The 23,106-nt window shown below is 67.3% G+C and carries 20 protein-coding genes; 9 read left to right on the forward strand and 11 right to left on the reverse strand.

Features of this window, described 5'->3' with window-relative positions:
* Positions 1-45: 45 nt before the first annotated feature.
* Positions 46-3,027, reverse strand: a complete 2,982-nt coding sequence (gene uvrA / locus AC1DQK_RS05650; protein ID WP_477868276.1) for an excinuclease ABC subunit UvrA — start codon at positions 3,025-3,027, stop codon at positions 46-48.
* Between the two features lie 233 nt (positions 3,028-3,260).
* Between uvrA and AC1DQK_RS05655 the strand changes: the two genes are divergently transcribed.
* Positions 3,261-3,398 carry a hypothetical protein gene (locus AC1DQK_RS05655; RefSeq protein WP_477868278.1) on the forward strand — a complete coding sequence of 46 codons (138 nt, stop codon included), beginning with the start codon at positions 3,261-3,263 and terminating at the stop codon, positions 3,396-3,398.
* A gap of 130 nt (positions 3,399-3,528) precedes the next feature.
* Here AC1DQK_RS05655 and clpB read toward each other — a convergent pair whose 3' ends face one another.
* Entirely contained in the window at positions 3,529-6,108 is a 2,580-nt protein-coding gene (gene clpB, locus AC1DQK_RS05660) for an ATP-dependent chaperone ClpB (protein WP_477868280.1), read from the reverse strand.
* 158 nt (positions 6,109-6,266) lie between these two features.
* Between clpB and AC1DQK_RS05665 the strand changes: the two genes are divergently transcribed.
* Positions 6,267-9,143: a M16 family metallopeptidase gene (locus AC1DQK_RS05665; RefSeq protein ID WP_477868282.1), complete on the forward strand. Its 2,877-nt coding sequence runs from the start codon at positions 6,267-6,269 to the stop codon at positions 9,141-9,143.
* Positions 9,140-9,436: a hypothetical protein gene (locus AC1DQK_RS05670; protein WP_477868284.1), complete on the forward strand. Its 297-nt coding sequence runs from the start codon at positions 9,140-9,142 to the stop codon at positions 9,434-9,436. The genes AC1DQK_RS05665 and AC1DQK_RS05670 overlap by 4 nt, the downstream gene beginning before the upstream one ends.
* A 9-nt stretch (positions 9,437-9,445) precedes the next feature.
* Here AC1DQK_RS05670 and AC1DQK_RS05675 read toward each other — a convergent pair whose 3' ends face one another.
* From AC1DQK_RS05675 to gpmA, 3 genes are all read right to left on the reverse strand, one after another.
* A complete protein-coding gene (locus AC1DQK_RS05675; RefSeq protein ID WP_477868286.1) occupies positions 9,446-10,510 on the reverse strand; it encodes a 5-(carboxyamino)imidazole ribonucleotide synthase in 1,065 nt (354 codons plus the stop codon).
* Between the two features lie 4 nt (positions 10,511-10,514).
* Complete coding sequence (gene purE, locus AC1DQK_RS05680) at positions 10,515-11,003, reverse strand: 5-(carboxyamino)imidazole ribonucleotide mutase (RefSeq protein ID WP_477868288.1); 489 nt, start codon at positions 11,001-11,003, stop codon at positions 10,515-10,517.
* Between the two features lie 138 nt (positions 11,004-11,141).
* Positions 11,142-11,828, reverse strand: coding sequence for a 2,3-diphosphoglycerate-dependent phosphoglycerate mutase (gene gpmA / locus AC1DQK_RS05685; RefSeq protein ID WP_477868290.1), 687 nt, complete (start codon positions 11,826-11,828; stop codon positions 11,142-11,144).
* Positions 11,829-11,943: 115 nt separating this feature from the next.
* On the opposite strand from gpmA, the gene AC1DQK_RS05690 reads away from it, so the two are divergent.
* The 4 genes from AC1DQK_RS05690 (at position 11,944) to AC1DQK_RS05705 (ending at position 16,990) form a co-directional block, all read left to right on the forward strand.
* Positions 11,944-12,648, forward strand: coding sequence for a dienelactone hydrolase family protein (locus AC1DQK_RS05690; protein WP_477868292.1), 705 nt, complete (start codon positions 11,944-11,946; stop codon positions 12,646-12,648).
* A 53-nt stretch (positions 12,649-12,701) separates the two neighbouring features.
* Positions 12,702-15,383, forward strand: coding sequence for a phosphoenolpyruvate carboxylase (ppc, locus tag AC1DQK_RS05695; RefSeq protein WP_477868294.1), 2,682 nt, complete (start codon positions 12,702-12,704; stop codon positions 15,381-15,383).
* A 56-nt stretch (positions 15,384-15,439) separates the two neighbouring features.
* Positions 15,440-16,504 carry an NAD(P)H-dependent flavin oxidoreductase gene (locus AC1DQK_RS05700; protein WP_477868296.1) on the forward strand — a complete coding sequence of 355 codons (1,065 nt, stop codon included), beginning with the start codon at positions 15,440-15,442 and terminating at the stop codon, positions 16,502-16,504.
* Positions 16,505-16,588: 84 nt separating this feature from the next.
* On the forward strand, positions 16,589-16,990 hold the full coding sequence (locus AC1DQK_RS05705) for a hypothetical protein (protein WP_477868298.1): 402 nt from the start codon (positions 16,589-16,591) through the stop codon (positions 16,988-16,990).
* Here the strand turns inward: AC1DQK_RS05705 and AC1DQK_RS05710 are convergent.
* Complete coding sequence (locus tag AC1DQK_RS05710; protein ID WP_477868300.1) at positions 16,974-17,756, reverse strand: methyltransferase domain-containing protein; 783 nt, start codon at positions 17,754-17,756, stop codon at positions 16,974-16,976. The two genes, AC1DQK_RS05705 and AC1DQK_RS05710, sit on opposite strands and share 17 nt — an antisense overlap.
* Positions 17,757-17,863: 107 nt before the next feature.
* On the opposite strand from AC1DQK_RS05710, the gene AC1DQK_RS05715 reads away from it, so the two are divergent.
* A complete protein-coding gene (locus AC1DQK_RS05715) occupies positions 17,864-18,034 on the forward strand; it encodes a (2Fe-2S)-binding protein (protein ID WP_477868302.1) in 171 nt (56 codons plus the stop codon).
* Between the two features lie 72 nt (positions 18,035-18,106).
* A complete protein-coding gene (bfr, locus tag AC1DQK_RS05720) occupies positions 18,107-18,586 on the forward strand; it encodes a bacterioferritin (RefSeq protein WP_477868304.1) in 480 nt (159 codons plus the stop codon).
* 18 nt (positions 18,587-18,604) lie between these two features.
* On the opposite strand, the gene AC1DQK_RS05725 is transcribed toward bfr, so the two are convergent.
* The 5 genes from AC1DQK_RS05725 to AC1DQK_RS05745 all read right to left on the reverse strand — a co-directional run bounded on the left by AC1DQK_RS05725 (position 18,605) and on the right by AC1DQK_RS05745 (position 23,049).
* Entirely contained in the window at positions 18,605-19,030 is a 426-nt protein-coding gene (locus tag AC1DQK_RS05725; protein ID WP_477868306.1) for an Hpt domain-containing protein, read from the reverse strand.
* A 108-nt stretch (positions 19,031-19,138) separates the two neighbouring features.
* The gene (locus AC1DQK_RS05730; protein ID WP_477868308.1) at positions 19,139-19,366 is read right to left on the reverse strand and encodes a sulfurtransferase TusA family protein; all 228 of its coding nucleotides are present in this window, start codon (positions 19,364-19,366) and stop codon (positions 19,139-19,141) included.
* Entirely contained in the window at positions 19,366-20,730 is a 1,365-nt protein-coding gene (gene der, locus AC1DQK_RS05735) for a ribosome biogenesis GTPase Der (protein WP_477868310.1), read from the reverse strand. Before der ends, AC1DQK_RS05730 begins: the two co-directional genes overlap by 1 nt.
* Positions 20,731-20,996: 266 nt before the next feature.
* Positions 20,997-22,331, reverse strand: a complete 1,335-nt coding sequence (locus tag AC1DQK_RS05740; protein WP_477868312.1) for a PQQ-like beta-propeller repeat protein — start codon at positions 22,329-22,331, stop codon at positions 20,997-20,999.
* 4 nt (positions 22,332-22,335) lie between these two features.
* Entirely contained in the window at positions 22,336-23,049 is a 714-nt protein-coding gene (locus AC1DQK_RS05745) for a tetratricopeptide repeat protein (protein WP_477868314.1), read from the reverse strand.
* Positions 23,050-23,106 lie beyond the last annotated feature (57 nt).

Raw genomic sequence — 23,106 nt, forward strand, 5'->3', positions numbered from 1 at the left:
GGAAACGTATCGCTGTCGAAAGCAACTCAATTCATGTGAGTATGGCTATTCAGCAGCCTGTGCACTCCTCGCCCCCGGCTGTAGCAACGGCTTGAGATATTGCCCCGTATAACTCCGCGGCTCCTTCGCCACCTTCTCTGGCGTCCCTTCCGCGACGATCTCACCCCCGCGCACGCCGCCTTCCGGCCCCAGGTCGATCACCCAGTCCGCGGTCTTGATCACCTCGAGATTATGCTCGATCACCACCACCGTATTGCCCTGCTCGACCAGCGCGTGCAGCACCTCGAGCAGCTTGCGGACGTCCTCGAAGTGCAGGCCGGTGGTCGGCTCGTCGAGGATGTACAGCGTGTTGCCGGTCGCGCGGCGGGAGAGTTCCTTGGCCAGCTTGACGCGCTGGGCCTCGCCGCCGCTGAGGGTGGTCGCCTGCTGGCCGACCTTGACATAGCCGAGGCCGACTTCGGCGAGCATCGCCATCTTGTCGCGGATCGGGGGGACGGCCTTGAAGAACTCGACCGCGTCCTCGACGGTCATGTCGAGGACGTCGGCGATGCTCTTGTCCTTGAACTTCACTTCGAGGGTTTCGCGGTTGTAGCGCTTGCCGTGGCAGACGTCGCAGGTGACGTAGACGTCGGGCAGGAAGTGCATCTCGATCTTGAGCAGGCCGTCGCCGGTGCAGGCCTCGCAGCGGCCGCCCTTGACGTTGAAGCTGAAGCGGCCCGGCTTGTAGCCGCGCGCCTGGCTTTCGGGGAGGCCGGCGAACCAGTCGCGGATGTTGGTGAAGGCGCCGGTATAGGTCGCCGGGTTCGAGCGCGGGGTGCGGCCGATCGGCGACTGATCGATGTCGATCACCTTGTCGCAATATTCGAAGCCGGTAACCTTGTCGTGCGCGCCGGCGATCACCCGCGCGCCATTGAGCGAGCGGGCGGCGGCGGCGTAGAGCGTGTCGACGGTGAAGCTCGACTTGCCCGATCCGGAGACGCCGGTGATGCAACAAAAGGTGCCGAGCGGGATCGAGGCGGTGACGTTCTTGAGGTTGTTGGCGCGCGCGCCGTGGACGGTGACCTTCTTGCCATTGCCCTTGCGGCGCTTCTTCGGGACGTCGACCATCCGCCGGCCCGACAGATAGTCGCCGGTCAGGCTGCCCTCATGGGCGAGGATGTCGTCGAGCGACCCCTGCGCGACCACCTCGCCGCCATGGACGCCGGCGCCGGGGCCCATATCGAGGATATAGTCGGCGGTGCGGATCGCGTCCTCGTCATGCTCGACGACGATCACGGTGTTGCCGAGATCGCGCAGCCGGCGCAGCGTCACCAGCAGCCGGTCATTGTCGCGCTGGTGCAGGCCGATCGAGGGCTCGTCGAGGACGTAGAGGACGCCGGAGAGCCCTGAACCGATCTGCGAGGCGAGGCGGATGCGCTGGCTCTCGCCGCCCGACAGGGTGCCGCTGGTGCGATCGAGGTTGAGATAGTCGAGCCCGACATTGTCGAGGAAGCCGAGCCGCTCGACGATCTCCTTGAGGATGCGCTCGGCGATCGCATTCTGCTGCGCGTTGAGATGCTGCGGCATCTCGCGGAAGAATTTGAGGGCGGGGCCGACCGCGCGGCGGGTGGACATGCTGATGTCCTCGCCGGCGATCTTCACCGCCAGCGCCTCGGGCTTGAGCCGGGCGCCGCCGCAGACCTCGCAATGCGCGGCCGACTGATATTTGCTCAGCTCCTCGCGCATCCAGGCGCTCTCGGTCGACAGCATGCGGCGTTCGAGATTGTGGATCACCCCCTCGAACGGCTTCTGCACGTCATAGCTCTTGCGGCCGTCGATGAAGGTGAGGGTGATCACCTTGCCTTTGGTGCCGTGGAGGACGACCTCGCGGATCTCCTCGGGCAGGTTGTGCCACGGTGTCGCGAGGTCGAACTTGTAGGCGCGGGCGACCGAGCTCAGCACCTGCATATAATAGGGGCTGGGCGGGTTGGACTTGGCCCAGGGCACGACCGCGCCCTGCTTGATCGACAGCGCCTCGTTGGGGACGACCAGCTGCGGATCGAAATAGAGCTTCTCGCCGAGCCCGTCGCAGGCCGGGCAGGCGCCCTGCGGCGCGTTGAACGAGAACAGCCGCGGCTCGATCTCGGCGATGGTGAAGCCGGAGACGGGGCAGGCGAATTTCTCGGAGAAGGTGATGCGGTTGGCGGGGATGCCGGCGTTCTTCATGCCGCTCTTGGCCCTCTCCCCTGCGGGGAGAGAGTCGGCGTATTGGAAGCTCGCCGGCATTTCGCGCACGCCTTCCGGTTGCGCCATAGCCTCAGCCACCGTGCCATCGACCAGATCGGCATAGGCCAGGCCGTCGGCCAGCCGCAGCGCGGTCTCCAGGCTCTGCGCGAGGCGGGTCTCGATGCCTTCGCGGATCACCAGCCGGTCGACCACCACCTCGATGTCGTGCTTGTATTTCTTGTCGAGCGCGGGGGCGTCCTCGATGTCGAAGCTGACGCCGTCGATGCGCACCCGGCTGAAGCCGCTGCGCTGCCATTCGGCGAGCTCCTTGCGATATTCGCCCTTGCGGCCGCGCACCACCGGCGCGAGCAGCAGGAAGCGGGTGCCCTCGCGCAGCTGCATCAGCCGGTCGACCATCTGGCTGACCGTCTGCGCGGCGATCGGCAGGCCGGTGGCCGGCGAATAGGGGACGCCGACGCGCGCCCAGAGCAGGCGCATATAGTCGTAGATCTCGGTGACGGTCGCGACCGTCGAGCGCGGGTTGCGGCTGGTGGTCTTCTGCTCGATCGAGATGGCGGGGCTGAGGCCCTCGATATGATCGACGTCGGGCTTCTGCATCAGCTCGAGGAACTGGCGGGCATAGGCCGAGAGGCTCTCGACATAGCGGCGCTGGCCCTCGGCATAGATGGTGTCGAAGGCGAGGCTCGACTTGCCCGAGCCCGACAGGCCGGTGATCACGATCAGCTTGTCGCGCGGCAGATCGACGTCGACGCCCTTGAGATTATGTTCGCGCGCACCGCGCACGCTTATGTGGGTCAGCATCGCGCAGGCGCCCGCTTCGGCATGTGAGTCAGCATCGGTATTTTGTTCCAGATTTGTTCGCGGTGCGCAAGGCGGGAGTCGCTGCCCCGTCCCCAATCTGGTGGGTGGGCCGGCATATCTCAACCCCGCATGGCCGGCGCCTCGACGCTGCGCGCGGAAAAGCTGGATTTCCGCGACGCGGCCTGCGATCCTGCGGCCTCACGTCCCGGTGGGGCAGGGCGATCGGGAGCGACATGGATCCGGAGAAGAAGAAGGAGATCGTCAAGACCGCGATCATCGTCGCGATCTTCATGATCCTGGGACTGGCGGCGGTTCACTATATGATCGGCGACCCGATGCAGTCGGGGCCGAAACCGGATTTGGGCTATTAGATTCTTCCCGTTCGTCCCGAGCGAAGTCGAGGGACCCGCCTGAGCGAAGCGAAGGCTCCTCGCTCAGGCTCGGACGGGTGTCTCGACTTCGCTCGACACGAACGGAGAGGTTTAAGCTAGGTCTGATTCCTCAGCTCGCGCTCAGCTCCAGCTTGCCGTCGCCCTCGTCGATCCGCAGCGTCGAGCCGTCGGGCACGTCGCCGCGCAGGATCGCGTCGGCGAGCGGGTCTTGCAGGTAGCGCTGCACGGCCCTCTTCAAGGGTCTCGCCCCATAGACCGGATCATAGCCGACCCGGCCCAGCCAGGTGCGGGCGCCGTCGGTCAGTTCGAGCCGGATCTTGCGATCCTTGAGCAGCTGCCCGACCCGGCCGACCTGGATGTCGACGATCGGTCCCATATGCTCGGCGGCGAGCCGGTGGAACAGGATGATCTCGTCGAGCCGGTTGAGGAACTCCGGCCGGAAATGGGCGCGCACCACGTCCATCACCTGGTCCTCGACGCTGTCGACATCCTGCCCGTCGGGCAGGTTGGACAGATATTGGCTGCCGAGGTTCGAGGTCAGGATGATCAGCGTGTTGGAGAAGTCGACGGTGCGACCCTGGCCGTCGGTCAGCCGGCCGTCGTCGAGCACCTGCAGCAGCACGTTGAACACGTCGCCATGCGCCTTCTCGACCTCGTCGAACAGCACCACCTGATAGGGCCGCCGCCGCACCGCCTCGGTCAGCACGCCGCCCTCCTCATAGCCGACATAGCCGGGAGGGGCGCCGATCAGCCGGGCGACGCTGTGCTTCTCCATGAACTCCGACATGTCGATGCGGACCATCGCCGACGAGTCGTCGAACAGGAAGCCGGCGAGCGCCTTGGTCAGCTCGGTCTTGCCGACGCCGGTCGGCCCGAGGAACAGGAAGCTGCCGAGCGGCCGGTTCGGATCCTGCAGGCCGGCGCGCGAGCGGCGCACCGCGCGGGCCACCGCCTCGACCGCATCCTTCTGGCCGATCACGCGCTTGCCGAGCTCGGCCTCCATCGCCAGCAGCTTCTCGCGCTCGCCCTCGAGCATCTTGTCGACCGGGATGCCGGTCCAGCGGCTGACCACCCCGGCGATGTCCTCGCCGGTCACCTCCTCGCGCAGCATCGCGCCCGCGGTGGCGCCCTCCGCCTCGGCGAGTTCCCTTTCGAGCTTGGGGATCACGCCATAGCTGAGCTCGCCCGCACGGGTGAGGTCGCCGCGCCGCTGCGCCTGGTCGAGCTCCATCCGCGCGGCATCGAGCTGTTCCTTGAGCTTGGCCTCGGCGTTGATCTTGTCCTTCTCGCCCTGCCAGCGCGTCGTCAGCTCGGCCGACTGTTCCTCGAGCTCGACGAGGTCGGCCTCGAGCGCGTCGAGCCGGTCCTTCGACGCGGCATCGGTCTCGCGCTTCAGGGCCTCGCGCTCGATCTTGAGCTGGATGATCCGCCGGTCGAGATTCTCGATTTCCTCGGGCTTCGACTCGACCTCCATGCGCAGCCGCGAGGCGGCTTCGTCCATCAGGTCGATCGCCTTGTCGGGCAGGAAGCGGTCGCTGATATAGCGGTGGCTGAGCGTCGCCGCCGCGACGATCGCGCCGTCCGTGATCCGCACGCCATGGTGCAGCTCATATTTCTCCTTAAGGCCGCGCAGGATCGAGATCGTGTCCTCGACGGTCGGTTCGCCGACGAACACCGGCTGGAAGCGCCGCTGCAGCGCGGCGTCCTTCTCGACATATTTGCGATATTCGTCGAGCGTGGTGGCGCCGATGCAGTGCAGCTCGCCGCGCGCGAGGGCGGGCTTGAGCAGGTTGCCGGCGTCCATCGCGCCCTCGGACTTGCCCGCGCCGATCAGCGTGTGCATCTCGTCGATGAACAGGATGATCTGGCCCTCGGCGCCCTTCACCTCGTCGAGCACGCCTTTCAGCCGCTCCTCGAACTCGCCGCGATATTTGGCGCCGGCGATCAGGCTGCCCATGTCGAGCGCCATCACCTTGCGGTCCTTGAGGCCGTCGGGCACGTCGCCATTGGCGATGCGCAGCGCCAGCCCCTCGGCGATCGCGGTCTTGCCGACGCCGGGCTCGCCGATCAGCACCGGATTGTTCTTGGTGCGCCGCGCCAGCACCTGGATGGTGCGGCGGATCTCCTCGTCGCGGCCGATCACCGGATCGAGCTTGCCCTCGCGCGCCGCCGCGGTGAGGTCGCGGGCGAATTTCTTGAGCGCGTCATAGCGATCCTCCGCGCTGGCGGTGTCGGCGGAGCGGCCGCCGCGCAGCTCGTTGATCGCGGCGTTGAGCGCCTCGCCGCGCACCCCCGCCTCGGCCAGCGCCTTGCCGGCCGGCGTTGTCGTGGCCAAGGTCAGCGCGAGCAGCATCCGCTCGACCGTGACATAGCTGTCGCCCGATTTCTGCGCGATCTGCTCCGCCTGGTCGAGCAGGCGGGCGAGGTCGTTGTCGATTCCCGGCGTCTGCTGCGCGCCGCCGCCGGAGACGGCGGGGATTTTGGCGAGCGCGGCATCGGTGGCGCGCAGGGCGACGCCGGCATCGCCGCCAGCGGCCTTGATCAGCCCGCTCGCCATGCCCTGCTCGTCCTCGAGCAGCGCCTTCAGAAGATGTTCGGGGGCGATCCGCTGATGGCTCATCCGGATCGCGACGGTCTGCGCCGACTGGAGAAATCCCTTGGCGCGGTCGGTGAATTTTTCGAGGTTCATGCCTGATCCCTGTTTCCTACCGTCGCCGATATGGTGTGGCTTTTGTGCAACACAAGGGTATGGGTTGATCGAATCGAGAGCGTATTAGCCGGATATTGCACCTTGCGCCCCAGCGGCTAGACTGACTCCCATCCTCCCCTTGCGGAAAGCTTCCCCCGATGCGTCGTCCCCTGTTCCGTTCGTTCACCGCACTGATGCTGGCGACCAGCCTCACCGCCCCCGTCATCGCCGCCGCTCCTGCTTCGGTGGCGACGCTGGTGAAGGCGGTCGACATTCCCTATGACAGCTTCACCCTTCCTAACGGCCTGCGCGTGATCGTCCATACCGACCGCAAGGCGCCGGTCGTCGCGGTGTCGATATGGTATCATATCGGCTCGAAGGACGAGCCCCAGGGCAAGACCGGCTTCGCGCATCTGTTCGAACATCTGATGTTCAACGGGTCGGAGAACGCCAACGACGATTTCTTCAAGCCGCTCGAATCGATCGGCGCGACCGACCTCAACGGCACCACCTGGTTCGACCGCACCAATTATTTCGAGACGGTGCCGACCGGCGCGCTCGACATGACGCTGTTCCTCGAATCCGATCGCATGGGCCACCTGCTCGGCGCGATCGACAAGGCGAAGCTCGATAACCAGCGCGGCGTCGTCCAGAACGAGAAGCGCCAGGGCGACAACGAACCCTATGGCCTGGTCGAATATGCCCAGCTCGCCGCGCTGTTTCCGGCGGGTCATCCCTATCATCACTCGACGATCGGCTCGATGGCCGACCTCGACGCGGCCAGCCTGGAGGACGTCAAGAACTGGTTCCGCGCCCATTATGGCCCCAACAACGCCGTGCTGGTGCTGGCCGGCGACATCGATGCCGCGACGGCGAAGGCCAAGGTGGCCAAGTGGTTCGGCGACATCCCGCGCGGGCCCGAGACGGCTAGGCCCGAGGTCGCGGTGCCGACGCTCAAGGCGCCGGTCGATCAGGTCATGAAGGATCGCGTCGCGACCACGCGCATCTATCGCAACTGGGTGGTGCCGGGCGTCAACGATCCCGACCTGATCCCGCTCGACATCGGCATGGACATCTTGGGCGGCCTGGCCTCGTCGCGGCTCGACAATGCGCTGGTGCGCAAGGCGAAGACCGCGGTGTCGGTCGCCGCCGGCGTCCAGCCGTTCGAGAAGATCTCGATGGTCGAGGTCACCGCCGACGTGAAGCCCGGCACCGACCCGAAGCTGGTGGCGAAGCAGCTCGACGACCTGATCGCCGATTTCATCAGGACCGGGCCGAGCGCCGACGAGGTGACCCGCGCCGCGACCAAGCAGGCGGCGGGCGAGATCGCCGGGCTCGAGACGGTCGGCGGCTTCAACGGCAAGGCGGTGACGCTGGCCGAGGGCGAGGTCTATTCGGACGATCCCGAGAAGTACAAGAAGGACCTGCTGGCCACGGCGGCCGTCACCCCGGCGAGCGTGCAGGCGGCCGTGCAGAAATGGCTGGGACGGCCGGCCTATCGGCTGGTGGTCGAGCCCGGCGAGCGGACCCCGTCCGATCTGGCCGCCGCCGGCGGCAGCGCGATCGGCGATTCCGGCGGCATGAGCCCGCGTTATTTTCGCGATCCGAAATATGAGGGCGGGGCCGCCGCGCCGGCGATCTCGATGACGCACCAGCCGCTGGCCGCGGTCGACCGCTCGTCGCCGCCGCCCGTCGAAGCGATCAACGACCTGACCTTCCCGGCGATCGAGCGGACCACCCTGTCGAACGGCATCCAGGTGGTGTTCGCGCAGCGCACGACGGTGCCGACGGTGCGCCTGTCGATGGTGTTCGACGCTGGCAACGCCGCCGATCGCAAGGACAAGCTCGGCACCCAGGGGCTGATGCTGGCGCTGCTCGACGAGGGCGCCGGCAAGCTCGACTCGATCGGCATCGCCGAGGCGCAGGAACGGCTCGGCGCGCAGATCAGCTCGAGCGCGTCGATGGACCGCACCAGCGTGTCGATGTTCGCGCTCAAGGCCAATCTCGCGCCGTCGCTCGACCTGCTGGCCGACATCGTCCAGCGGCCGACCTTCGCGCCGGCCGAGATCGAGCGGCTGCGCGGTCAGATCCTCGCCGGCATCGCCGCCGAGAATGCCCAGCCGCGCGGCGTGGCGCGGCGGACGCTGCCACCGCTGCTGTTCGGCGCCGCCCACCCCTATGGCGTGCCGCTGTCGGGCAGCGGCACCGAGGCGGGCGTCAAGGCCGTCACCCGCGCCGACCTGCTCGCCTTCCACGATGGCTGGCTGCGGCCCGACAATGCCAAGATCTTCGTGACCGGCGACACCACGCTGGCCGAACTCAAACCGCTGCTCGAGGCACGCTTCGGCCGCTGGGCCAAGCCCGCCGCACCCAAGGGCGCCAAGCTCTTCAAGATGGACAGGATGGCGCGCCCGTCGCGGATCGTACTGATCGACCGGCCGCAAAGCCCGCAGAGCTATATCATGGCGGGCGAGCTGCTGCCGACCAAGGGCACCGACGATCCGCTCGCGCTGGTCACCGCCAACGACGTGATCGGCGGCAGCTTCCTGTCGCGGCTCAACATGGACCTGCGCGAAACCAAGGGCTGGGCTTACGGCGCCTTCACCCAGGCGCAGATGCTGCGCGAGACGATGCCCTTCTACGTGATCGCGCCGGTCCAGACCGACCAGACCGGCCCGTCGATCGCGGCGGCGCTGGCCGACATGAAGGCGTTCCTGAGCGACAAGGGCGTCAACGAGGAGGAGCGCGAGCGCACCATCAACAACCAGATCCGCTCGCTGCCCGGCTCGTTCGAAACGTCGAGCGACCTGCTCGGCGCGCTGGTGACGATGGATACGCTCGGCCGTCCCGACGATTATTACACCAAGCTGCCGGCCCGCTACCGCGCCCTCACCGCGGCGCAGCTCGACCAGGCCGCGCGCGCCGCGATCCGGCCGGACGAGCTGATCTGGGTAGTGGTCGGCGATGCCGCCAAGGTCGAGCCGCAGCTTAAGGGCTTGGGTATCCCGGTCGAAAAGGCCATAGCCGGAAAATGACAGCTGAAATCTGGGACTGCATCACCAAGGCGCCGTTCGGCGAACAGGCCTCGGTCTTCACCATCGTCCGCGACGGCAACAGCTTCACCGGCAGCAATGTCGCCGACATCGGCGAGCTGCCGGTGGTCGACGGCCGGATCGAGGGCGACAAGCTCGTCTGGAAAATGCCGACGCGCAAGCCGATGCCGATGACGCTGGTTGGAAAAGCCGTGATCGACGGCGACCGCCTCACCGGCACGATCATCATGGGCGCGTTCGGCCGGGCCGAGATGTCAGGCGTGCGGCGGGGCTGACGAGCGCCCTCAGTCGAAGAACAGCTTCGTCACATGGCCCATCTTGCGGCCCGGCCGTGGCTGGCCCTTGCCGTAGAGGTGGAGGTGGGCCGCGGGGTCGGAGAGGATGATGTCCCAGTCGCCGGCCTGGTCGCCGAGCAGGTTGCGCATCTCCACCCGGACGGCGGCGCGCGTCGTGGCGCCGAGCGGCAGGCCGCAGATCGCGCGGATGTGGTTCTCGAACTGCGAGGTGACTGCGCCCTCGATGGTCCAATGGCCGCTGTTATGGACACGCGGCGCCATTTCGTTGAACACTGGGCCGGCGGCTGTGTCGAAATATTCGATCGCGAGCACCCCGACATAGTCGAGTTCCGCCACGATCTTCTCGGCCAGCGCGCGCGCCGCCTCGACCGTCGCCGGCGCGATCGGCGCCGGCACGGCCGACAGGGCGAGGATGCCGTCCTCATGGACGTTGAGCACCGGATCCCAGGTCGCGATCGCACCATCGGCGCCGCGCACCACGAGCAGCGAGAATTCACGTTCGAACGCGACGAAGCCTTCGAGCACCGCCGGCTGCCAGCCGATCGAGGCCCAGGCCTCGTCCGCGTCGGCGGCGGTCTTGAGCCGCGCCTGGCCCTTGCCGTCATAGCCGAAGCGGCGGGTCTTCAGGATCGCCGGAGCGCCGATCTGGGCGAGCGCGGCATCGAGATCCTCGCGGCTGGAAACCACCGCCCAGGGTGCCGGCCTGCCACCGAGCGCCTGGACGAAAGCCTTCTCGGTCGCGCGGTCCTGCGCCGTCGCCAGCGCGCGGGGATGCGGTGCGAGCGGTACCCGCAGGCCGTCGAGCGGGCCGACCGGGATATTTTCGAACTCATAGGTGATCACATCGACGGTCGCGGCGAAGGCGAGCAGCGCGTCCATGTCGTCATAGCCGCCCTGCACCCAGCGCGACGACACGTCGGCCGCCGGCCCGCTCGGCTCGGGCGCGTAGATCGCACTGCGATAGCCGAGATTGGCCGCGGCCATGCTCAGCATCCGGCCGAGCTGGCCGCCGCCGATGATGCCGATCGTCTTGCCAGGGGGGATCGTCGCCATGGCGTCAGTCATACGGCTCTATCGCGACGTCGGCCGTCTGCTTCGCGCGCCACGCCTCCAGCCGCTGGGCGAGCGCGGGATCATGGTTGGCCAGCATCGCCGCCGCGAGCAGCGCGGCGTTGATCGCGCCTGGCTTGCCGATCGCGAGCGTGCCGACCGGGATGCCGCCGGGCATCTGGACGATCGACAACAGGCTGTCCATGCCCTTGAGCGCCTTGGATTCGACCGGGACGCCGAGCACCGGCAGCCGCGTCATCGCCGCAGCCATGCCGGGCAGGTGCGCCGCGCCACCCGCGCCGGCGATGATCGCCTGCAGCCCGCGCCCGACGGCCGACCTGGCATAGTCGTAGAGCCGGTCGGGCGTGCGATGCGCCGACACCACCTTGGTTTCATGCGGCACGCCGAGCGCTTCGAGCGTGGCGGCGGCATGGCTCATCGTCTCCCAGTCGGAGCGGCTGCCCATGATGATACCGATCAGTGGTGCTTCGGCCATGTGAACCCCCAATCCCTGCTTTGGCTTTCGTGCCGTATTTTCCGTCATTCCGGCACAGGCCGGAATCTCGTGAGGATATGGCGAGCCCTTGCCTCCCGAGACCCCGGCCCCCGGCGGGAAGACGCTCCCTTGGCTATATCAGCGCTCCGACAGATAATAGCGATCCAGGGCGCTGAGATCGTCGGCCAACTCGTACACGATCGGCTGGCCGGTCGGTATCTCGAGCTCGGTGATCTCGTCGTCGGGGATATGCGACAGATGCTTGACCAACGCCCGCAGCGAATTGCCGTGCGCGGAGATCACCACCCGCTTGCCGGCCTTCAGATCCGGCGCGATCCGGGCCTCCCAATAGGGGATGACCCGCGCGATCGTGTCCTTGAGGCTTTCGGTCGAAGGGATCGCGATGTCGGCATAGCGGCGGTCCTTGCCGAGGTCGAACTCGCTGCCGGATTCCAGCACCGGCGGCGGCGTATCGAAGCTGCGCCGCCAGATCTTGACCTGGTCGTCACCATGCCGTGCTGCGGTCTCGGCCTTGTTCAGGCCGGTCAGCCCGCCATAATGACGCTCGTTGAGCCGCCAGTCCTTCTCGACCGGCAGCCAGAGCCGGCCCATGGCCTCGAGCGCGAGGTTCAGCGTCTTGATCGCGCGGGTCTGCAAGCTCGTATAGCACATGTCGAAATCGAGGCCCTTGGCCGCGAGCAGCTCGCCCGCGGCGGCGGCTTCGGCGACGCCCTTGTCGGTCAGGTCGACATCCCACCATCCGGTGAAGCGGTTTTCGAGATTCCAGGCCGATTGACCGTGGCGGATCAGGACGAGCGTCGGCATCAATTCCCCTATCTTCGCGGCGAAACGCGCCTCTTAATGGCCGGCTGCCGGCATGTCACCCTTGCAATGCCATATCGGTGACGCAAATCTGCCGTCCCTCGAGGAGCTCCAAGATATGCCGATTGCCGAAAAATCCATCCGCTACGATCATGGCGGCGTCGCCTTCGAAGCCTATGCGGCATGGGATGATGCGAGCCCCGTGCGGCGCCCGATCGTGCTGGTCGCCGGCACCTTCATGGGCCGAACCGGCTTCGAGGAAGCCAAGGCACGCAGCTTGGCGGAGCTCGGCTATGTCGCCGTGGCGATCGATCTCTATGGCGTCGGCCATTGGCCGGCGGACGCGGATCAGGCGCGCGTCGCGATGGACGCGCTCAACGCCGATCGGGCGCTGCTCAGGGGCCGGTTGCAGGCCGCGCTGCAGGCAGCGCGAGCGGTCGGGGCGCAAGGCGATCCGAGCCGCGTCGCTGCGATCGGCTTCTGCTTCGGCGGCAAGTGCGTGCTCGATCTCGCGCGCAGCGGCGCCGACGTCGCCGGCATCGTGAGCTTCCATGGTCTGTATGATCCGCCGCCTTTCGCGAATGGCGCCATCAAGGCGAGGATATTGGTGCTCCACGGCTGGAACGACCCGCTCGATCCGCCCGAGACGGTGCTGGGTCTGGCGAAGGAGCTGACCGAGGCCGGCGTCGACTGGCAGGTCCATGCCTATGGTCAGACCGTCCACGCCTTCACCAATCCGGCGCGCGAGGGCATGTACAGCCCGATTGCCGACCGCCGCAGCTGGCATTCGATGCGCTATTTCCTCGGCGAATTGTTCGGCTGAACACGCCAACTATGGCATTGACGCCTGATTTATTGCGGCGCAGCATTCGGGTCATGTCCAGCACGCCGCCCATCACGCAAAATCCCGATATCCGCTTCCTTGGCCGCCTGCTCGGCGATGTCATAAAGGCCTATGGCGGCGAACAGATTTTTCGGCGGATCGAATATATCCGTTCGGCCTCGGTCGATCGCGCGCGCGGGATCGTCCATGCTGACGATATCGATTCCGGGCTGGATGCGCTCAGCCTCGACGATACGCTCGCGTTCGTCCGCGGTTTCATGCTGTTCTCGATGCTCGCCAACCTGGCCGAGGACCGCCAGGGCGTCGCTGCCGAGCCGGGCGCCGACGTGGCCGCGGCGCTCGACCGGCTCGAGCGGCAGGGTATTTCGCGGTCGAGCGTCGTCGAGATGCTGGAGACCGCGCTGATCGCGCCGGTGCTCACCGCCCACCCGACCGAGGTGCGGCGCAAGAGCATGATCGATCATCGCAACAAGATAGCCGAGCTGATGATGCTCAAGGATATCGGTCGGGTCGAAACCGCCGATGGCGACCTGATCGACCAGGCGATCTATCGCCAGATCGCGCTGCTCTGGCAGACCCGTCCGCTACGGCGCGAGAAGCTCTACGTCGCCGACGAGGTCGAGACCGCGCTCGCCTATCTGCGCGACATCTTCCTGCCGACCCTGCCGGCGCTCTATTCGCGTTGGCAGCGCGCGCTCGGCCATCGGCCGGCCAGCTTCCTGCGGCCCGGCAGCTGGATCGGTGGTGATCGCGACGGCAATCCGTTCGTCAACGCGGACTCGCTGCGCCTCGCCCTATCGCGGGCGGCCGAGACGGTGATCGGCTATTATCTGCGCCAGCTGCACGAACTCGGCGCCGAGCTGTCGATCTCGACCGAGCTCGCGGAGGTCACCTGGGAGGTCGAAAAACTCGCCGAGGCCAGCGGCGACAAGAGCTCGACGCGCAGCGACGAGCCTTATCGCCGCGCCATCACCGGCATCTACTCGCGGCTGTCGAAGACCTATCAGCAACTCACCGGGCGGCTGCCCGCGCGCTTGCCGGCGACCAGCGCCGAGGAGGGCCCCTATGCCACGCCGGCGGAGCTCTGCGCCGACCTGATCGAGATCGCCCATGCGTTGAACCGCACCGGCGCGGGATCGCTGTCGGGCGGCGGTGCGCTCGGCCGGCTGATCCGTGCGGTGGAAACCTTCGGCTTCCACCTCGCGACGCTCGACATGCGCCAGAATGCCGATGTCCACGAACGCGTGATCGCCGACCTGCTGAACGTGGCCGGCGTCGAGGCCGACTATATGGCGCTCGATGAGGAGGCGCGGGTCGCGCTGATGCGGAGCGAACTCGCCTCCAAGCGGCTGCTGCGCACGCCGTTCGGCGCCTATAGCGAGGAGACGCTGTCGGAGCTGGAGATCGTCGCGGCGGCGGCGGAGGCGCACAAGCTCTATGGCCCGCAGGCGATCACCACCTATCTGATCTCGAAGGCCGAGAGCGTCTCCGACATGCTGGAGGTCAATGTCCTGCTCAAGGAAGCCGGGCTGTACGTTCCCGGCGATCCGCCGACCGCCGCGATCATGGCGGTGCCGCTGTTCGAGACGATCGGCGATCTCCAGCGCGCGCCGGAGGTGATGACGAAGTGGTTCGACCTGCCCGAGGTCGCCGCGTTGACCGCGGCGCGCGGGCATCAGGAGGTGATGGTCGGCTATTCGGATTCGAACAAGGACGGCGGCTATCTGACTTCGGTGTGGAGCCTGCACGAGGCGTCGAGTGCGCTGAAGCCGGTATTCGCCAAGGCCGGCACCGCGATCCAGCTGTTCCACGGCCGCGGCGGCGCGGTCGGGCGTGGTGGCGGATCGAGCTTCGCCGCGATCCTGGCGCAGCCGCACGGCACGGTGCAGGGCCGCATCCGCATCACCGAACAGGGCGAGGTGATCGCCGCCAAATATGGCACGCGCGAAAGCGCCGCGGCCAATCTTGAGGCGATGGCCTCGGCGACCTTGCTGGCCAGCCTGGAGGAAGCCGCGCTAAAGCCGGCTGACGCCACCCGCTTCTTCGCTGCGATGGACGAGATTTCGGGTGAAGCCTTCAAGGCTTATCGCGGGCTGGTCTATGAGACCGAAGGTTTTCGCACCTTCTTCCGACAAATGACCCCGATCGCGGAGATCGCAGACCTCAAGATCGGCTCGCGTCCCGCCAGCCGCACCAAGAGCGACCGGATCGAGGATCTGCGCGCCATACCCTGGGTGTTCAGCTGGGCGCAGGCGCGGGTGATGCTGCCCGGCTGGTACGGCGTGGGGCATGCCCTGAAGGCGCACAGGGATATCGGTCTGCTGCGCGAAATGCTCGAGGCGTGGCCGTTCTTCCAGTCGACCCTCGCGAATCTGGAGATGGTGCTCGCCAAGTCGGACATGGACCTGGCCGAACGCTATGTCGCGCTGGTTGAGGACCATGCGATGGGCAAGGCGATCTTCGGCCGGATCCGTGACGGCTGGCAGATGACCCAGGACTGCCTGCTATCGATAACGCGCCAGACCCGGCTGCTGCAGAAGAACCCCTCGCTTGACCAGTCGATCCGGCTGCGCCTGCCCTATATCGAGCCGCTCAACCTCCTCCAGATCGAACTGCTCAAACGCCACCGCGCCGGCGAGGACGACCCCCGCGTGCGCGAAGGCATCCAGCTGTCGATCAACGCGATCGCGACGGCGCTGCGGAACAGCGGTTAGCAAAGCCTCGGCATCGCCGCTCGACTCGCTGCGGTGCGAGCGGCATATTTTCGAGCATGACGCCGCTCGCTGCCCGCCTCGGTCTGAACCTGCCGATCATCCAGGCGCCGATGGCGGGCGTCTCCACGCCGGCTATGGCTGCCGCGGTCTCCAATGCCGGCGGGCTTGGTTCGATCGGTGTCGGCGCCACCGACGCCGCCGGCGCGCGGGCGATGATCGAGGCGGTGCGCGGCAGCACCAACCGGCCGTTCAACGTCAACCTGTTCTGCCATCGCCCCGCCCGCGCCGACCCCGGCAAGGAAGCGGCGTGGATCGAGACGCTGCGCCCGCTCTTCGCCCGCTATGACGCCGAGCCGCCGGCCCGGCTGACCGAGATATACCGCAGCTTCGTCGAGGACGATGCGATGCTGGCGATGCTGCTGGAGGCCCGGCCGGCGATCGTCAGCTTCCACTTCGGGCTGCCCGATGCTGAAAGGCTGAAGGCGCTGCGCGACGCCGGCATCTTCCTGATCGCCAGCGCCACCAGCCTCGCGGAAGGCCGCACGCTCGCTGCCGCCGGGATCGATGCGGTGGTGGCGCAGGGCTATGAGGCGGGCGGCCACCGCGGCCTGTTCGATCCCGCCGCACCCGACGAGCGCCTCGGCACGATCGCGCTCACCCGGCTGCTGGTCCGCACGCTCGACCGGCCGGTGATTGCGTCGGGCGGGATCATGGATGGCGCCGGCATCGCCGCTGCGCTGGCGCTCGGCGCCCAGGCGGCGCAGCTCGGCACCGCCTTCATCGCCTGCCCCGAATCCTCCGCCGAGGACGGCTATCGCGCGGCGCTGGCGGCGAGCGAACGGACCGAGATGACCTCCACCATATCGGGCCGTCCGGCGCGCTCGATCGCCAACCGCATCACCGCGCTGGCCGTCGATCCCGCGGCGATCCCGGATTATCCGATCGCCTATGACGCCGGAAAGGCGCTTCATGCCGCCGCCAGGACGAAGGGCGAGTTCGGCTATGGCGCGCAATGGGCGGGGCAGGCCGCGCCGCTCGCCCGGGCGTTGCCGGCGGCCCAACTGGTCGCGGAGCTGGCGCGGGAGATGCGAGCGGCAGCGGCGACGGCGGTGTCTGCCTGACGGTCAGGGATGGAATCCCGGCGCCGACTGACGCAAAGAGGACCGGACGAATCCGGCGCCGCTGGAGCGAGGATGGAGGATATCATGCGGGGCAGGGCGACAATATTCATCTGCGCGCTGCTGCTCGCCGCCTCGGCCCATGCCGAAGTGCCGATCGAGCCGGGCGACACCGCCAGCATAAGGTTGAGCCCGCAGGGCCAGCTCGCCTATCCGGTCGCGCTGCCCTTGCCGCATGCCCCCGCCAATCATGGCGCGATCCTGTCGGTCGATGTCGACGAGGGCGGTCGCTACCATGTCGCGCTCGGCGCGCCCGGCTGGGTCGATATGGTCCGCGACGGCAAGGCGCTGGAGCCGGTCGGCGACCGGCCGGGAGCACCCGGATCGGGCATCGCCAAGATACTCGACTATGAACTGGTCCCCGGACGCTATGTGCTGGCGCTGTCAGGCATGACGGCCGGCGAGGTCAGTGTCACGATCGGCCGCTGACCCGGCGCAGCAGGCAGAAGCCGATCCGATAGGTTATGATGCGCGGGCCGGCGTCGAACCGCGCCATCGCCCGGCGCAGCGCGGCCGGCGACAGCGGGCGATAACCGGGGGCGGGGGTGCCCGCGCCGATCGCCTTGAGCCCACGGAGGAAGCTACGGGCATCGTGTTGCGCTTCGGGCATGTCGACGATCTCGATGTCGCCTGACAGGAGCGGCGGGACCAGCGTGTGCAGGGCGCGCTCGTCGGGATAGTCGGGAGTGCCGGATGCCAGGCCCTCGGCGGCGAGCGCTGCGGTCCATTCCGGGAAGCTGTCCGCAGCCATCGTCGTGAAGGCCAGCAGCCCGCCGTCGCCCAGTCGCTCCGCAAGCCGCTTTATCGCGCCGGGTAGATCATGAAACCATTGGAAGGCGAGGTTGGAGGCGATCAGATCGAAGGCGCCGAGCGCCGGATCGACCGCCTCGCCGTCCGCCACCCGGAAGTCGGCGTCGAGATCCAGTGCCGCGCGCGCGCGCTCGACCATGGCGGGGGCGACGTCGGTGACGGTCCACCGCGCGGGCCCGATCGCCTCGGCGACCGCGCGGGTCAGGAAGCCGGTGCCGCAGCCCAGTTCCAGGATGCGCGGCCGTGGCGGCAGTGTTGCTGCGGCGATTCGCCGCCCCAGCGCCACGGCCGCCGCGCGCTGCACGGCAGCGTCCTCCTCATAGCGATGGGCTCGGCCGAAAGCGGCGGCGATCCTGGCCGGACGATCGAGCGGCGTGGCGGTCATCGGCGCGCCTAGAGCATCCGGGCGTCCAGGATGCAAGTCGCGCCGCTAAATACTATTGCAAGTCAGTCGCAATAGCGCTACATACCGAATCACGAGAGGTGCTGAACATGGTCGTCTGTGTCTGCAATGCCATCAAGGAATCGGACGTGCGCGCCGCGGTCCGCAGGGGCGCCAGCTGCCCGCGGTCCGCCTATGAAACGCTTGGCCGCCGCCCGCGCTGTGGACAGTGCCTGCCCTTCGCGCGCACCATCATCGAGGAAGAGGCCGTCGCCGCCTGATCGGTACAGAAAATCGTGTAATTGTCTGCGCATGCTCCTATCGTCGGGAGCGAACCAGATGCGGAGGCGAACATGAAGGGCGATGCAAAGGTCATCGAGATCCTCAACGAGACGCTCAAGAATGAGCTGACCGCGATCAATCAATATTTCCTGCATTATCGCATGCTTGGCCATTGGGGCATCGCGAAGCTCGCCAAGGCCGAATATGAAGAGTCGATCGACGAGATGAAGCATGCCGACCGGCTCGCCGAGCGGATATTGTTCCTCGATGGCCTGCCCAACTTCCAGATGCTCGGGCGGCTGCGGATCGGCGAAACGGTTGAGGAACTGCTCAAGGCCGACCTGGCGCTGGAGAATGAGGCGATTCCGCAGCTGCGCGAAGGCATCGCCTATTGCGAACAGGTCCGCGACTATGTCAGCCGCGACCTGCTCCAGTCGATTCTCGACGGGGAAGAGGAGCATGTCGACTTCCTCGAGACCCAGTTCGAGATGATCGCGCGGATGGGGATGCAGAATTACGTCCAGCTGCAGTCGAGCCCGGCGGGAGAGTAGGGGCTGGAAAGGCGCGAATTACGCCTGCTTGCGGCCAAATCCTGCCGCGACCGCAGGCCGGCGCATCGGCACCATGTTGTTCTTGAGTTCGCGCTCGAAGCAGGCAAGCGTCTCGATCAGCATCGGCCGCAATCGCAGGATTTCGGTATCGAGCGAATCGGGCGCGCTATGATCTTCGACGCAGCGGCGTGCGCTGTGCTCGATATGTTCGGCAAGCTTGCCGAGCGCCTCGCCGCCGAACTGGAGCGAATCGCCCTTCAGCGTATGCGCGGGGCGCACCATCGAGATCGCATCGCGTAGTTTATAGGCCTGCTCGACCGCGACCACGCACTTGGCGGCGTCATCGCGATAATAGCCGAGTATCGTGGCGAACTCATTGCCGATCAACGCACGTGTCTGGGCGAAAGTCGTCCAATTCACTACGCCGTTGCCCATCTGACCCATAGCTGTTCCCTGCTCGCCACCATCAGCTGCGAAGGATGACCATAGCGCAGGGACGTAAACGACAGGTTACCGCGAGAACCTTGTATTATTACGGATTTTTGCGAGTCGTTACGGCGTTGGCTGTGGCATTGGCGCCTCGACCAGCCAGGCGGATGGCTCGTCGGCCGTGGCGACCATCCAGCCCTTGGCCGCCGCCAGCGCGGCGATTTCGCCCGGCGCGATCGGATCGTCGGCGAGGATCAATATCGGCCCGCCAGGCTCGCGCATCGCCCTGGCGAGGCGCAGCACCGGCCACGGGCAGCGCATTCCCCGCGCGTCCAGCCGCCGCGGCGCCATCAGTCGAACGGATTCTTCGGCGCGCGCAAGGTCAGCCGTACCGGCACGGCACCGAAGCCGAGATCGCGCCTGATGCCGTTGACCAGGTAGCGGCGATAGCTTTCGGGCAGCTGGTCGACGCGGGTGCCGAACAGGATGAAGCCCGGCGGCCGGGTCTTGGCCTGGGTCAGGTAGCGCAGCTTGATCCGCTTGCCGCCGGGCGCCGGCGGTGGATTGGCCTCGATCGCCTTTTCGAACCAGCGGTTGAGTTGGCCCGTCGATATGCGCTTCGACCAGGCGTCGCGGCTTTCATAGGCGACCTGGAGCAGCTGATCGATGCCGCGCCCGGTGATCCCCGAGACGGTCAGCAGGGGCAGGCCCTTGACCTGCGCCAGCCCCTCGTCCAGCGCGGTGCGCACCCCCTGGAACAACGAGGGCGGATCGGCGGCAACGTCCCATTTGTTGAGCGCGATGATCAGGGCGCGCCCCTCCTGCAGGACCTTGTCGGCGATGCGCAGGTCCTGCGCCTCGAGCCCGAGCGTCGCATCGAGCAGCAGCACCACGACCTCGGCGAAATCGACCGCGTGGAGGCCGTCGGCCACCGATAATTTTTCGAGCTTGTCCTGCACCTTGGCGCGCTTGCGCATGCCCGCGGTGTCGATCAGCCGAATCGGGCGGACGGTCCCGTCCGGAGCGGTCCAGTCCCAGTCGATCGCGATCGAGTCGCGAGTGATGCCGGCCTCGGGACCGGTGATCATCCGCTCCTCGCCTAGGATCTTGTTGATCAGGGTCGATTTGCCGGCATTGGGGCGGCCGACGATGGCGAGCTTCAGCGGGCCGTTCTCCTCGTCCTCGCCTTCCTCCTCCTCGTCTTCGCCGTCGGGGCGGTCGATATAGGGGAGCAGCGCCTCGAACAGATCGGCCATGCCTTCGCCATGCTCGGCGCTGAGCGGGATCGGTTCGGCAAAGCCCAGTCCGAACGCCTCGATGACGCCGCTTTCGCCGGCCTTGCCCTCGGCCTTGTTGGCGACGACGACCACCGGCGTATCCTCGCTGCGCAGCCAGCGGGCGATCTCCTCCTCGAGAGGCACCACGCCCGCGCGCGCATCGATCATGAACAGCGCGACGTCGGCGCCGCGCACTGCGGCCAGCGTCTGCGCGCGCATCCGCCCCGGCAGGGTCTCGGCATCGTCGGTCTCATAGCCGGCGGTATCGATGATCCTGAAATCGAGCCCGATCAGCGTCGCATCGCCCTCGCGCCGGTCACGCGTCACGCCGGGCAGATCGTCGACCAGGGCGAGCTTCTTGCCGACAAGGCGGTTGAACAGCGTCGACTTGCCGACATTCGGGCGGCCGACGATCGCGACGGTGGGTAAGCGTTTCATGCGGGCGCCTTACAGCGCCCGGATGGTTTTTGTTAGCCCCCGAAGATTCGGGGGCGCCCTCAGACGCCGGGCGGCAGGCATCCGCCTGCCTTGGCTTCGCGCCAATAAGGCGCGGCGGCCGTTCGGCAGCTTCTCGACTACGCCTCGACCGGCACAAAGTCACAGTGGATCGAAGAGGCAAGCGCGTGCAGCGCGTCCGAGCGCTAGCGAGGAAGCCAAGCAGCACGGATGTGCTGCGCCCGGCGTTTGAGGGCGCCGCGCAGCGGCTACCTGTACGCGACCAGCCTGCCGCTGTCGGTCAGCACCAGCATCGTGCTGTCCGCCACCACCGGCGGCTGGTAGATCGGCGTGCCCAGCCGCGTGCTGGTGCCGATCGTGCCATCGGCGACGGCGACGTTGATGATATCGCCCTGCGTGCTCGTCAGGATCAGGCGTCCGCCGGCAAGCACCGGACCGGACCAGCCGATCGGCTTGTTGCGCTTCTTGGCGTCTTTGTAGCGAGCCAGCTGGGTCAGCCAGCGGACCTTGCCGCTGTTGCGCGCGATGCACAGCAGCTTGGAGTCGTCGGTCACCACGAACAGCCATTCGCCCGCCACCCAGGGCGTCTTGAGGCCGGCGATGTTGAGTTCCCACAGCCGCTGCCCGGTCAGGATGTCCATCGACACCATGCGGCCACCCTGGCCGACGGCATAGACGCGGCCCTGCTCGACCACCGGCGAGGCGTCGATGTCGACGAGGCTGGCGACCGAGGTGGTGATGCTGGTGCGCGACAGCGAGTCCTGCCACACGGCGCGGCCATTTTCGTAGCGATAGGCGGTCAGCTCGCCCGAGGAGAAGCCGGCGACGACGGTGCCCTGGCCGATCGCGGGGGCCGCCGCGCCGAACACCGCGGCGTTTTCGAGACTGCCGCTCGCGGTCCAGATGGTCTCGCCATTGGCTTCCTTGAGGGCGAACAGCTGGTTGTCCTGGCTCATCACATAGACGGTGTCGTTGCCGATCGACGGCGCGCCGCGCAGCGGGCCGCCCGGGCGCACGCTCCACAGCTGGTTGCCGGTACCCGCGTCGAACGCCGCGGCGTCGCCCACGCCGTTGGTCGCATAGACCTTGCCATTGTCATAGCTGACCCCGCCGCCGAACAGCGACGGCTTGTTGCCCTCCTTGTCGGTGACCGCCCTGGTCCACGCGGGCGCGCCGGTCTTCAGGTCGAAAGCATGGATCACGGCGTCGACGTCGAGCACATAGACCTTGCCGCCGCCGACCACAGGGCCGGCGCCGAGCCGCGCCTGCTTGCTCGATCCCGGGATCTTGCGATCCCAGGCGACGGCGAGATTCTGGCCGAGCGCGAGGTGGCCCATCGACTTGGCTGCATTGCCGCCCGGCTGGGTCCATTCCGGATTGACCTGCTCGGCGGGCGGCACGACCGGCACGCCCTCGAGGGTGGGGTCGATCTCGGCGCCGGTCTCGGCGGTCAGCACGGCGATGCGCTGTCCCAGCACCGGCGTCTTCGGCTTCTTGCCTTCGCCGCCGCCGAAAATGCCGCAGCCGCCCAGCGTGGTCGTCAGCGCCAGCGCCGCCGCCAGGGCGAAAAACTTCCGGTTCATGCAATCAGTCCTTGTCAGCAATATTGGCCGCCGCAGCCGGTTTGGCGTCGACATCGACACCGAGGCTGGTGGCGAGGCGTCCCGCGCGGGCGCGCAGCGTCGCCGGGGTCCGGGCATCACGGGCAACAGCGGCGAGCAGGCGTCCGGCCTCGGCTGGGCGATTCAGCTGGATCATCGCGATGGCGGTGAGTTCGCCCGCGGTGCCGAAGAAGCCGTTATCCTCGATCGTGAGCGGCTTCAGCCGGTCGATTACCTGCTGCGGCTTCAGGCCGTCATATTCGATCAGCGTCTGGCGGATCAGGGCGAGATCGCGATAGGGCTGGGCGGCATCCTCGTCGGCGGCGATGCCAGCATAGATGGCGGCGGCGGCCTTCGCGTCGCCCTTGTCGGCGGCCAGCGCCGCCTTGGTGAACAGCGCGGTGATGCGATAGCCGGGCCCGCCTTCCGCGATCAGCGTCTCGACCTTCTGGCCGGCGGCGGTCTTGCGGCCAGCCTGGATGTCGGCGATCGCCGCGCTCATCCGCTCGCCCTGCTCCTCGGCCTTGCGGGCGATCTCGGCGCGCCAGAACAGGAAGCCGGCGAAGCCGGCGAGCAGCAGGCCGACCGCGACCAGCGCGAGCGTGCCATAACGCTTCCACATCGTCTGGATCTGCTCGCGGCGCAGCTCATCGTCGACTTCACGCAGAAAGGCTTCTTCGGTGGGCGGCGTCGAGGCCAAGCATCATCTCCAGAACAAGGATCGCCGCCCTCTTAGCTGGCGTAAGCGCGCGGTGCC

This window comes from Rhizorhabdus sp. P4_G5, from assembly GCF_056401065.1.